At 70.5% G+C, this 10,954-nt stretch carries 14 protein-coding genes; 8 read left to right on the top strand and 6 right to left on the bottom strand.

Features of this window, described 5'->3' with window-relative positions; translation table 11 throughout:
- Nucleotides 1-805 (top strand): signal recognition particle-docking protein FtsY (gene ftsY, locus COGEMETH_RS06860; RefSeq protein ID WP_238181860.1); only part of this gene is annotated, 805 nt, incomplete at its 5' end.
- On the opposite strand, the gene COGEMETH_RS06855 is transcribed toward ftsY, so the two are convergent.
- Nucleotides 802-1,200, bottom strand: a complete 399-nt coding sequence (locus tag COGEMETH_RS06855; RefSeq protein ID WP_238181859.1) for a type II toxin-antitoxin system VapC family toxin — start codon at nt 1,198-1,200, stop codon at nt 802-804. The genes ftsY and COGEMETH_RS06855 overlap by 4 nt on opposite strands.
- Nucleotides 1,197-1,445, bottom strand: a complete 249-nt coding sequence (locus tag COGEMETH_RS06850; protein WP_238181858.1) for a type II toxin-antitoxin system VapB family antitoxin — start codon at nt 1,443-1,445, stop codon at nt 1,197-1,199. Before COGEMETH_RS06850 ends, COGEMETH_RS06855 begins: the two co-directional genes overlap by 4 nt.
- A gap of 98 nt (nt 1,446-1,543) precedes the next feature.
- On the opposite strand from COGEMETH_RS06850, the gene COGEMETH_RS06845 reads away from it, so the two are divergent.
- A complete protein-coding gene (locus tag COGEMETH_RS06845) occupies nt 1,544-2,152 on the top strand; it encodes a septation protein A (RefSeq protein WP_238181857.1) in 609 nt (202 codons plus the stop codon).
- A gap of 4 nt (nt 2,153-2,156) precedes the next feature.
- On the opposite strand, the gene COGEMETH_RS06840 is transcribed toward COGEMETH_RS06845, so the two are convergent.
- From COGEMETH_RS06840 to COGEMETH_RS06825, 4 genes are read right to left on the bottom strand one after another with little or no spacing between them, the layout of a single operon-like run.
- Nucleotides 2,157-2,759 (bottom strand): DsbE family thiol:disulfide interchange protein, encoded by a 603-nt coding sequence (locus COGEMETH_RS06840; protein WP_238181856.1) that lies wholly within the window; start codon nt 2,757-2,759, stop codon nt 2,157-2,159.
- Nucleotides 2,756-2,902, bottom strand: coding sequence for a heme exporter protein CcmD (gene ccmD, locus COGEMETH_RS06835; RefSeq protein WP_238181855.1), 147 nt, complete (start codon nt 2,900-2,902; stop codon nt 2,756-2,758). The genes COGEMETH_RS06840 and ccmD overlap by 4 nt, the downstream gene beginning before the upstream one ends.
- Before the next feature lie 37 nt (nt 2,903-2,939).
- Complete coding sequence (locus tag COGEMETH_RS06830; RefSeq protein WP_238181854.1) at nt 2,940-3,416, bottom strand: VOC family protein; 477 nt, start codon at nt 3,414-3,416, stop codon at nt 2,940-2,942.
- A 16-nt stretch (nt 3,417-3,432) separates the two neighbouring features.
- Nucleotides 3,433-4,233 carry a heme ABC transporter permease gene (locus COGEMETH_RS06825; protein WP_238181862.1) on the bottom strand — a complete coding sequence of 267 codons (801 nt, stop codon included), beginning with the start codon at nt 4,231-4,233 and terminating at the stop codon, nt 3,433-3,435.
- 192 nt (nt 4,234-4,425) lie between these two features.
- On the opposite strand from COGEMETH_RS06825, the gene ccmA reads away from it, so the two are divergent.
- From ccmA to COGEMETH_RS06795, 6 genes are all read left to right on the top strand, one after another.
- Nucleotides 4,426-5,070 (top strand): heme ABC exporter ATP-binding protein CcmA, encoded by a 645-nt coding sequence (ccmA, locus tag COGEMETH_RS06820; RefSeq protein WP_238181861.1) that lies wholly within the window; start codon nt 4,426-4,428, stop codon nt 5,068-5,070.
- Complete coding sequence (ccmB, locus tag COGEMETH_RS06815) at nt 5,067-5,735, top strand: heme exporter protein CcmB (RefSeq protein WP_238181853.1); 669 nt, start codon at nt 5,067-5,069, stop codon at nt 5,733-5,735. Before ccmA ends, ccmB begins: the two co-directional genes overlap by 4 nt.
- Nucleotides 5,736-6,030: 295 nt before the next feature.
- Nucleotides 6,031-6,378 (top strand): DUF4189 domain-containing protein, encoded by a 348-nt coding sequence (locus COGEMETH_RS06810; RefSeq protein ID WP_238181852.1) that lies wholly within the window; start codon nt 6,031-6,033, stop codon nt 6,376-6,378.
- Nucleotides 6,379-6,793: 415 nt separating this feature from the next.
- Entirely contained in the window at nt 6,794-7,006 is a 213-nt protein-coding gene (locus tag COGEMETH_RS06805) for a hypothetical protein (protein ID WP_238181851.1), read from the top strand.
- A gap of 261 nt (nt 7,007-7,267) precedes the next feature.
- Complete coding sequence (gene acnA / locus COGEMETH_RS06800; protein ID WP_238181850.1) at nt 7,268-9,967, top strand: aconitate hydratase AcnA; 2,700 nt, start codon at nt 7,268-7,270, stop codon at nt 9,965-9,967.
- Between the two features lie 218 nt (nt 9,968-10,185).
- Nucleotides 10,186-10,857 carry a metal ABC transporter permease gene (locus COGEMETH_RS06795; RefSeq protein ID WP_238181849.1) on the top strand — a complete coding sequence of 224 codons (672 nt, stop codon included), beginning with the start codon at nt 10,186-10,188 and terminating at the stop codon, nt 10,855-10,857.
- The last annotated feature ends 97 nt before the right edge of the window (nt 10,858-10,954 follow it).

Genomic DNA, 10,954 nt, shown 5'->3' with positions numbered 1-10,954 from the left:
CGAGGACGCCCTGATCCAGGCCGATTTCGGCCTCGAGACCGCGATGCGCATCTCGGAGGCCGTGGGCAAGGGCCGCTACGAGAAGGGTATCTCCCCCGACGAGGTCCGCGCGATCCTGGCCACGGAAGTGGAGCGGGCCCTCGAACCGGTGGCGATACCGCTTACGATCGACGCCTCGAAGAAGCCCTTCGTGATCCTGACCGTCGGTGTGAACGGGGCCGGTAAGACCACGACGCTCGGAAAGCTCGCCCTCAAGCTCAAGGCCGAGGGGCGCAGCGTGATGCTGGCGGCCGGCGACACGTTTCGCGCCGCCGCGATCGACCAGTTGAAGGTCTGGGGCGCGCGCACCGGCACGCCGGTGGTGAGCGGGGCGCAGGGGGCGGACGCAGCGGGGCTGGCCTTCGACGCCCTGAAGCGGGCCCGGGCCGAGGGAATCGACGTGCTCCTGATCGACACCGCCGGCCGGCTCCAGAACAAGACCGGCCTCATGGCGGAACTGGAGAAGATCATCCGCGTGATCGCCAAGCTCGACCCGGAGGCGCCGCACGCCACGCTGCTGGTCCTCGACGCGACGGTGGGCCAGAACGCGCTGAGCCAGGTCGAGCTGTTCTCGCAGGCCGCGCCCGTCTCCGGCCTGGTGATGACCAAGCTCGACGGCACGGCGCGGGGCGGCATCCTGGTGGCGTTGGCGAAAAAGTTCGGGCTGCCGGTGCACTTCATCGGCGTCGGCGAGGGGGTGGAGGACCTGGAGCCCTTCGCCGCGCGGGACTTTGCGCGGGCCATCGCGGGGCTGGAGAAGGATTAAGGAGCGACGCGCCGCACGTCCGTGCGGGCGAAGTCGTCGCCCTTGAAAAGCAGCGGCGCGTCGAGGGCCGCCGCTAGGGCGTAGGAGAAACAGTCGCCGAAGTTCAGGCCCGCAGGGTGGCGGCCTTTTCCGAAGCGGGCGAAGGCATCCGCCGCGCGCTGGGCCAGGGCGTGGTCGACGGGGCGGATTTCGATGGTCTCGCGCGCGAGCCACGCGTCGAGTTCGGTTCGACCGGCGCGCCAGCGTGCCGAGACCATCGTGCATTCGAGGTAGGTCGCAGCGCTCATGAGCCTCTGCGAATGCGTTCGGATCGCAGCCTCGTGCCGATCCGCGTCCGTCTCACCCGCCAGGATCGCCACGTAGGCCGAGGTGTCGATGACGAGACGGCCGCTCACACCGGCAGACCGTGCTCGTCGTAGGCCAGAATCTCATCGATGGGCCGCGGATCGACCAGGGGGCTCGCCACCGTGCGCTCGTGCAGCAATCGGCCGGAGGCGATTCCTTCGGCGATGTCCCGTTCCAACCGCTCCCGCTCCCGCCGAAGCAGGTCGACGAGCAGGTCCGGCTCGGAGCGGTGCGTGCGCGCCGTCAGCTCGTTCAGGAGCGCCTCGGCCTCGGCATTCTCGATCGTGATGGACATGGCGCACCCGTGCTCGATACAGACACCCGGCCGCGACCTTACGATGCCGGCCCCGGCGAGACCAGAACGGCCCCCTTTCCAGCCAGCCACGCGACCGCATGCAGATCGAACCCGTTCCCCCGCGCCGCCACCTGCCGCCGCTGCTCAAGCTTGCCCTCGAACTCGGGCCGCTGGTGATCTTCTTCCTCGGCAACGCCTATGCCGAGCGCTTCGGCGTGGCGCCCGACCGGAAGCTGTTCGTGGCCACCGGCGTGTTCGTGGCGGCCACGATCCTCGCGCTCGCGATCCACTACGTCCTGGTGCGGCGCCTGCCGATCATGCCCCTGGTCTCGGGCGTGGTGGTGGTCGTGTTCGGCGGCCTGACGCTCTACCTCCAGGACAAGACCTTCATCATGGTCAAGCCGACCATCGTGAACACCCTGTTCGGCCTCGTGCTGCTGGGCGGGCTGCTGTTCGGCAAGTCGCTGCTCTCGGTGGTGCTCGACTCGGTGTTCACCCTGACCGAGGAGGGCTGGCGCAAGCTCACCTTCCGCTGGGGCCTGTTCTTCCTGGCGCTCGCCGCCCTCAACGAGGTGGTGTGGCGCACGCAGACGGAGGATTTCTGGGTGAACTTCAAGGTCTTCGGCATCATGCCGCTGACGGTGCTGTTCGCGCTCGCCCAGACGCCGCTGCTGACGCGCTACGAGCGCAAGGACGCCGAGGTCTGAACCCTCACGGGGCGGAGGCGACCTTGCCGGCGGCGCGGATCTTGGCCAGCACGTCCTTGAAGTTTTCCGGCGTGAGGATGCCGACGAGCTTGTCGCGGATCACGCCGTCCGGCCCGATGACGAAGGTCTCGGGCACCCCGTAGACGCCGAAATCGATGCCGACGCGGCCGCTCGGGTCGGCGCCCACCGCCTGGAACGGGATGCCGTTGCGGGCGAGGAACTGGCGCCCCTTCTCGGGCACCCCCTCCTTGTAGTCGATGCCGACCAGACGGATGCCGGGCTCGCGGGACAGCCGCATCAGCATCGGGTGCTCGACCTGGCAGGGCGCGCACCAGGACGCCCAGACGTTGAGCACCGTGACGCCGCCCTTGAGGTCAGCGCTCGACAGGCCGGGCACCGGCTTGCCGTCGGCGCTCGTCAGGCCCGGCACGCCCTCCAGGGTGAAGGCGGGCACCGGCTTGCCGATCAGGACGGAGGGGAGGGCGGCCGGGTCCACGCCGGAGCGCAGGCGCAGGAAGAACACGGCCGCGAGCGCCGCGAAGGCCAGGGCCGGCAGGACCAGCAGGAGCGAGCGGCGGCCCGGCGCCGGGGGCGTCTCGATGGTCAACGCCGGCCTCCGGCCTGGAGCGCGTCGAGGGCCCGCTTCTGCGCCCGCCGGTCGCGGACCGCGTCGAGGACGAGCCCGGCCATCACTAGGCCGGTGAAGGCGTAGGCGGCCAGGATGAAGCCGGCATGCGGTCCGAGGTCCATCAGGCGCACCGGGTTCCGGTTGGAAAGGGATGCCGCATCACGCGGCCGCCGCCCGTTCCAGCGCGGCGACGTCGAGCTTCACCATGCCCTGCATGGCGGTGAAGACGCGCCCGGCCACCGCCGGGTCCGGGTCGGCCAGGAGGCGCGGCAGCACGGCGGGGACGACCTGCCACGGCACGCCCCAGCGGTCGCGCAGCCAGCCGCACTGGATCTCTTTGCCCCCGTCAGCGGTGAGTGCCGACCACAGCCGGTCGACCTCCGCCTGATCCGAACAGGACACCGAGAGGGAGGCGGCCGTGCCGTAATCCACCCGATTGCCCCCGTTCAGGGCCTGGAAGCTCTGGCCGCCGAGGGTGAAGGCCAGCAGGATCGCATCGCCCGTCTGCCCCCCGGGCCACGGGCCGGGCGAGCGCTGGACGTGGTCGATGCGCGAATCCGGCACGAGCGAGACGTAGCGTTGTACGGCCGCCTCCGCATCCGTCGCGAACCACAGGCAGGTGCTGATCTTCGACACGGCTCCGGTCCTCCCTCTAGACGGCCCGGCCCAGCGGCATGGCGTGCGCCGGATCGGCGGTCGTCACGGTGGCGCCGGCGTCGAGCCGCTCGGCCTCGCGGATGGTGAGCGTGCGCACCCGGCGGCGCATGATCTCGGTGCGCATGGCGTAGAGGTGGAGGGTGACGCCCCCGAGGGTGGCGGCCGCGATCATGGTCAGCAGCGGGTAGAGCATGGACGGGTCGATGGTCGAGCCGCCCATGCGCAGGATCGAGGCCGGCTGGTGCAGGGTCGACCACCAGTTCACCGAGAACTTGATGATCGGCAGGTTGACTGCGCCGACGAGGGTCAGGATCGCCACGGCGCGGGCGGCCCGGTTCGGGTCCTCCATCGTGCGCCACAGGGCGATGATGCCGCAATAGATCAGGAACAGGATCAGCATCGAGGTCAGGCGCGCGTCCCAGACCCAGTAGGTGCCCCACATCGGCTTGCCCCACAGCGACCCGGTGACGAGGCAGACCAGGGTGAAGGCCGCCCCGATCGGCGCGGCGGCGCGCTGGGCCACGTCGGCCAGCGGATGGCGCCAGACCAGGGTGCCGACCGCCGACAGGCTCATCGAGCCGTAGAAGAACACCCCGAGCCAGGCGGCCGGCACGTGGATGAACATGATCCGCACCGTCTCGCCCTGCTGGTAGTCGGGGGGCGCGACGAAGAAGGACAGGTACAGACCGAGCGCCAGTCCCGCCGCCGAGAGAGCGGCGAGCCACGGCACCAGGGCGCCGGACCAGCGCATGAAGTGGCCGGGATTGGAGAGGCGGGTCCAGAGGGACGGCGTCATCGTCTCGGAGGTGGCCGGGGACATGGCCGCATGCTTTAGCGCGGGGTGCGGTGCAGCGGCAATGCGCGAGAACGGCGCGGCGCGGTGGTTCTTCGGGGCGGCGACCGGCGCAGGTCGATTGCGCGGTTCCGTCCGGCCGTGCAATCGGGCAAGGAGGCGCGGGCCGCTCAAGGCCCGGCGATGGGGTGGCGCGTGCGGCTGAGCGTGGACGATCTGGCCTGCCGCCGCTCGGGGCGCCGGATCTTCTCCGGGCTGTCCTTCGCCCTCGCGCCCGGCGAAGCCCTGACCGTCACCGGCCGCAACGGGGCCGGCAAGTCGAGCCTGCTCGCGATCCTGTCCGGCCGCCTGCGGCCCGATGCCGGCCGCGTCACGCTCGGCGACGTGGGCGAGGCGACCCTGCCCGAATGCCTCCATGCCATCGCCCACCGGGACGGCCTGAAGGGGGCGCTCAGCGCGGGCGAGAACCTCGCCTTCGCCCGCGCCCTGCTCGGCGCCCCGCGGATGGAGCCGGGCGCGGCCCTCGAACGCCTCGGCCTCGCCCATGCCTTGAACCTGCCGGTGGCCTACCTCTCGGCCGGGCAGCGCCGCCGGGTGGCGCTCGCTCGCCTGCTGGTCTGCCACCGGCCGCTCTGGCTCCTGGACGAGCCGACCGCGGCCCTCGACGTCGCCTCGCAGGCGCTGCTCGCCGGGCTGATGGCCGAGCACCGGGCCGGGGGCGGCCTCGTCGTCGCCGCGACCCACCAGCCCCTCGGCCTGGACGGAGCCCGGACCCTGCACATCGAGCCGGCGGCGCCGGCCGCCCCCGTTGCCGATGCGGACGAGGAGACGTGGGCGTGATCCGAACCCTCGCCGCCCTGGTCGCCCGCGACCTGACGCTGGCCGCCCGCGTCGGCGGTTCCGGCGCCCTCTCCCTCGTGTTCTTCCTGATGATCGTGGCCCTGGTGCCCTTCGCGCTCGGCCCCGACCTCAACCTGCTCGCGCGCATCGGCCCGGCCATCCTCTGGCTGGCCGCGGTGCTCTCGACCCTGATCGGCCTCGACCGGCTGTTCCAGGCCGACGAGGAGGACGGCTCCCTGGACCTGATGAGCGCCGCCCCCGTGCCCCTCGAACTCGTGGTGCTGGCCAAGGTGATCGCCCACTGGCTCACCACCGGCCTGCCCCTGGCCCTGGCCTCACCCTTGTTCGGTCTGCTGGTGGCGCTGGACGGCACCGCCATGGCCGCCACCGGCCTGACCCTTCTGGCGGGCACCCCGGCGCTGACCTTCGTCGGCGCGGTGGGCGCGGCGCTCACCGCCTCGATCCGCCGCGGCGGCCTGATCCTGGCGGTGCTGGTGCTGCCGCTGATGATCCCGACGCTGATCTTCGGGGTCTCGGCGGCGCAGTCGGCCTCCGGCGGCACGGTGCCCTTCGCCACGCCGCTGACGGTCCTGGCGGGCCTGAGCCTGATCGCGGCGGTGGTGGGCACCTTCGCCGCTGCCGCCGCCCTGCGCTGGTCGGAATAGGAAGCTGCGTCGAAACGCCGGGCAATCGCCCGAGGCCGCCCCGGCTTCGGGACCCGGGGAGCGCCCCGCGAAGCGAAAGCCCGAGCCCGAGCCCGCGGAGGCGGCCGTCGGCGCCTGAGGTTGGCCACGACGGCCGGTTCAAGCGCGTTCGAGCGATGGCCCTGGGACGCAGGATCAAGAGAACGGGACGCCGGGTCAATTCCTTATTTCCGCCAGCGCGCTATGCAAGGCTTTGCGACCTATGCGCGAACGCGCGGTCGTTCACGCGACGCATGAACTGCACGGGGACGGAATGATGAGATCGATCGTATCGGCGATGCTGCTGGCCCTGCTCGCCACCGCGCCGGTCCAGGCCGCGGGGGCCTTCGCCGTGGACACCGAGGAAGGCCAGAAGGCCGGCGACGAGGGCTACGGCATCGGCTGGGGCGACTCGCGCGAGGCGGCGGGCGCCGCCGCGATGCGCCAGTGCCGGAAGATGGGCAACGACAACTGCAAGGTCGTGGCCCGCTTCGACACCTGCGGCGCCTACGTCTCCAACCGCACCACCTACGGCGTCGGCTGGGGCCGGACCGAGGACGCGGCCAAGGAGATGGCCTTCGACAAGTGCCCGACCTGCAAGCTCGTCCTGTCCGAATGCGAGTAGGGCCGGGCACGCCGTGAGGGCCGGTGCGGTGGGCCACCACCGCACCGCAAGGTTCGCCATTTTCAGGTAACGCCGCCCGGCCGCGATCCGCCGCCATACCCGCGGTGGCGAGCCGATCCAGGCGTGCACGGCATGGCTGACGTTCATCTGACAAGGCTCCCGACGCTCGCGTCGGTCACGCGGGCCTCTCCCCTCGCCAAGAGGAGCGAGGCCAAGACGAGCGACGTCCGCGTCGTCGTGCGACGATGCGAGGCGATCGGCCGGCCGCCAGCGTTGAGTCGACGCGCACGCCGCGGGGGCCGAGACTCGGCACGCCCGCCGCGAGGGACGGTTGCGTCGGCGGCGCCGGATCGCAAGAATGCGGGACCCGCCTGCCGCCTGCCGGCAAGCGGCCGCCGGAACCGTGGGTGACGCCATGATCACGAATGCTCGATCCAGGTTAGGCGGCGAGCCGGCCGCACGGGCCCCGAGCGAGGCCGAGATCGCGGCGAGCGCCGACGCGGTCCAGGGCCTGAAACTGGTGGAGGCGCGCCTGGCCCGCTGTAGCCAAGGCGAGCGGGACGCCTTCTGGGAGGCGGTCCGCCGCTGCTTCGCCTCCGCCGCGACGGACGCAGCGACCGCGGCCTGACTCGCCGGAGAGCGCCGTGGACAGACAGCGGGCCCGCGCTGTCACTCCCGGCGCGGTAGCGGCCAAATTCGAATCGTTCTATATCGGCGGAAGGCTGCGCCGCGCGATCTTCCGGGTGTCCAAGTCACCCTCGCGCATCCTCCTGCCCGGGCGCCCCCGGGGCGGCGCGCGCTCCTCGGAGCGCAGTCAGGCCGAACACCGATTTCGTGGCGCAGGTCATGCTTGCGCGTGTTCGACACGTCAGTGAGGAAAACAACGGCCGTGGCATCCCTCGACAGCTTCAAGTCCCGCCAGACGCTCACCGCAGCGGGCAAGACCTACACGTACTACTCGATCCCCGAGGCCGAGAAGAACGGACTGGCCAACTCCACCGCGCTGCCCTTCTCGATGAAGGTGATCCTGGAGAACCTGCTCCGCTTCGAGGACGACCGCTCGGTCCGCAAGGGCGACATCGAGGCGGCCGTCGCCTGGCTCGACCAGCGCGGCAAGGCCGAGACCGAGATCGCCTTCCGCCCCTCCCGCGTGCTGATGCAGGACTTCACCGGCGTCCCCGCCGTGGTGGATCTGGCGGCCATGCGCGACGCGATGGTGGCGCTGGGCGGCGACCCCCAGAAGATCAACCCGCTGGTGCCCGTCGACCTCGTGATCGACCATTCGGTGATCGTCGACGAGTTCGGCACGCCGAAGGCGCTGGCCGACAACGTCGCCCTGGAATACGAGCGCAACGGCGAGCGCTACACCTTCCTCAAGTGGGGCCAGACCGCCTTCGACAACTTCTCGGTGGTCCCCCCCGGCACCGGCATCTGCCACCAGGTCAACCTCGAATACCTGTCGCAGACGGTGTGGACCAAGGCCGAGGACGGCGTGGAGGTCGCCTATCCCGACAGCCTCGTCGGCACCGATTCCCACACCACCATGGTCAATGGGCTCGCCGTGCTCGGCTGGGGCGTCGGCGGGATCGAGGCCGAGGCCGCGATGCTCGGCCAGCCGCTCTCGATGCTGATCCCCGAGGTCGTCGGCTTCAAGCTCTCGGGCAAGCTGCCGGAGGGCACCACCGCCACCGACCTCGTGCTCACCGTCACGCAGATGCTGCGCAAGAAGGGCGTCGTCGGCAAGTTCGTGGAATTCTACGGCCCCGGCCTCGACGACATGGCGGTGGCCGACCGGGCCACGATCTCGAACATGGCCCCCGAATACGGCGCCACCTGCGGCTTCTTCCCGATCGACCGCAAGACCATCGACTTCCTGACCGTCACGGGCCGCGAGGACGAGCGCATCGCTTTGGTCGAAGCCTACGCCAAGGCGCAGGGCATGTGGCGGGACGCCCAGACCCCCGACCCGGTCTTCACCGACACCCTGGAACTCGACATGGGCGACGTGCGCCCGTCGCTCGCCGGCCCCAAGCGCCCGCAGGACCGGGTGCTGCTCGATGCCGCAAAGCCGGGCTTCGCGGCCTCCATGGAGACCGAGTTCCGCAAGGCCGCCGACATCGCCAAGCGCTATCCGGTGGAGGGCGCGAACTATGACATCGGCCACGGCGACGTGGTGATCGCGGCGATCACCTCCTGCACCAACACCTCGAACCCGAGCGTGATGATCGGCGCCGGGCTGCTCGCCCGCAACGCGGTCGCCAAGGGCCTGCGCTCGAAGCCCTGGGTCAAGACCTCGCTGGCGCCCGGCTCCCAGGTCGTCGCAGAGTACCTGGAGAAGGCCGGCCTGCAGCAGCCGCTGGACGCGCTGGGCTTCAACCTCGTCGGCTTCGGCTGCACCACCTGCATCGGCAATTCGGGCCCGCTGCCCGCCCCGATCTCCAAGGCGATCAACGACAACGACGTGGTCGCAGCGGCCGTGCTGTCCGGCAACCGCAACTTCGAGGGCCGGGTGAACCCGGACGTGCGGGCGAACTACCTGGCCTCGCCCCCCCTCGTCGTCGCCTACGCGCTGGCCGGCTCGATGCAGATCGACATCACCACCGAGCCGCTCGGCACAGGCTCGGACGGCAAGCCGGTGTACCTGGCCGACATCTGGCCCTCCTCGGCCGAGGTCCAGTCCTTCATCGAGCAGAACATCACCTCGGCCCTGTTCAAGTCCCGCTACGCCGACGTGTTCGGCGGCGACGACAACTGGAAGGCCGTCGAGGTCACGGAGGCCGAGACCTTCGCCTGGAACGGCGGCTCCACCTACGTGCAGAACCCGCCCTATTTCGAGGGCATGACCAAGACGCCGGCCCCCGTCACTGACATCGAGGACGCCCGCATCCTCGGCCTGTTCCTCGACTCGATCACCACCGACCACATCTCGCCCGCCGGCAACATCCGCGCGGCCTCGCCGGCCGGCGAGTACCTGCAGGAGCACCAGGTCCGGGTGCAGGACTTCAACCAGTACGGCACGCGCCGCGGCAACCACCAGGTCATGATGCGGGGCACCTTCGCCAACATCCGCATCAAGAACCAGATGGTGCGCGACGCCTCCGGCCAGGTGGTCGAGGGCGGCTGGACGCATTTCCAGCCCTCGGGCGAGAAGATGTACATCTACGACGCCGCGCAGAAATACGCCGAGCAGAACACCCCCCTGGTGATCTTCGCGGGCAAGGAATACGGCACCGGCTCCTCCCGCGACTGGGCGGCCAAGGGCACGAAGCTGCTCGGCGTGCGCGCCGTGGTGGCCGAGAGCTTCGAGCGCATCCACCGCTCGAACCTCGTCGGCATGGGCTTGGTGCCGCTGGTGTTCCAGGGCGACACGAGCTGGGCTTCCCTCGGCCTCAAGGGCGACGAGACCGTCACGATCCGGGGCCTGTCGGGCGAGCTGAAGCCCCGCCAGACCCTGGTCGCCGAGATCACCTCGGCGGACGGCACGAAGCAGGAGGTGCCGCTCACCTGCCGGATCGATACGCTGGACGAGATGGAGTATTTTCGTAACGGCGGTATCCTGCCCTACGTGCTGCGCTCGCTCGCGGCGTAGGGGGCGAAACGCGGGCGGCGCGAGCCGCCCGCCGACCGATCGGAACCGCCGCGCCGGGCAGCATCCCGGCACGGCGGCTCCCGTTTCAGGAAGCGGGTCGGCCGTCGCCGCCTGAGGGACAAATAAGGAGCTTGGGCGTAAATCGGTTGTGCGCAAGGCTGTTATGTCGCCGGCCGCGCCCCATCTCCTCCGGACCGAACACGTCCGGGAGAAGCCTCATGAAAAACCTCGCCACACTCGCCGCCGCCGGCCTGATCACCTTGTCGAGCGCCTCGTTCGCCTCGGCGCTGGAGCGGGTGCGCGGCACCATCGAGAAGGCGGACGGCAGCACGCTCACGATCAAGACCGAGGACGGCAAGTCCGAGACCGTGGACGTCGGCGGCGCCAAGTTCGCCTGGGTGGTCAAGTCGAGCCTCGACCAGATCAAGGACGGCGTCTTCATCGGCACCGCCACCAAGGGCGAGAACCCGATGACCGCCCTGGAGGTCGTGCTGTTCCCCGAATCGATGCGGGGCACCGGCGAGGGCCATTACGGCTGGGATTCGATCACCGACCACACCGCGGGCGGCGGCGCGAAGGTGAAGAGCGCCATGACCAACGGCACCGTCAAGGCGGGCGAGGCGCCGAAGGTGAAGAGCTCCATGACCAACGCCACGGTCTCGGGCACCCAGGACTCGGCCGGCGCGAAGACCCTCAACGTCAGCTACGGCAAGGACGGGACCAAGACGATCGTGGTGCCGCCCGCGGCCCCGGTCGTCGCCTTCGAACCCGCCGACAAGGCGATCCTCACCCCCGGCTCCAAGGTCTTCGCCGTGGTGGCCAAGGACGGCGGCAAGGCGGAGGGCAAGCTGGTGGCCGTCGGCAAGGACGGCATCACCCCGCCGATGTGACCCGACACCAAAACCCTCCCCCCTTTGCGGGGGAGGGTGCCTGCGGAGCAGGCGGGAGAGGGGGCGCCTTGTCCGGAGAGGGCGCTCCCCTCTCCCG

Source organism: Methylobacterium trifolii (genome assembly GCF_022179685.1).
GTDB classification, from domain to species: domain Bacteria; phylum Pseudomonadota; class Alphaproteobacteria; order Rhizobiales; family Beijerinckiaceae; genus Methylobacterium; species Methylobacterium trifolii.
The sequence above is the reverse complement of the archived record's forward strand: the minus strand, read 5'-3'. Positions and strand labels throughout refer to the sequence as shown.

Coding starts and splice junctions, on each gene's coding strand:
- COGEMETH_RS06850 (WP_238181858.1), bottom strand. CDS start 1,445: ATGTCCATCACGATCGAGAATGCCGAGGCCGAGGCGCTCCTGAACGAG.
- COGEMETH_RS06845 (WP_238181857.1), top strand. CDS start 1,544: ATGCAGATCGAACCCGTTCCCCCGCGCCGCCACCTGCCGCCGCTGCTC.
- ccmD (WP_238181855.1), bottom strand. CDS start 2,902: ATGGACCTCGGACCGCATGCCGGCTTCATCCTGGCCGCCTACGCCTTC.
- COGEMETH_RS06825 (WP_238181862.1), bottom strand. CDS start 4,233: ATGACGCCGTCCCTCTGGACCCGCCTCTCCAATCCCGGCCACTTCATG.
- COGEMETH_RS06810 (WP_238181852.1), top strand. CDS start 6,031: ATGAGATCGATCGTATCGGCGATGCTGCTGGCCCTGCTCGCCACCGCG.
- COGEMETH_RS06805 (WP_238181851.1), top strand. CDS start 6,794: ATGATCACGAATGCTCGATCCAGGTTAGGCGGCGAGCCGGCCGCACGG.
- COGEMETH_RS06795 (WP_238181849.1), top strand. CDS start 10,186: ATGAAAAACCTCGCCACACTCGCCGCCGCCGGCCTGATCACCTTGTCG.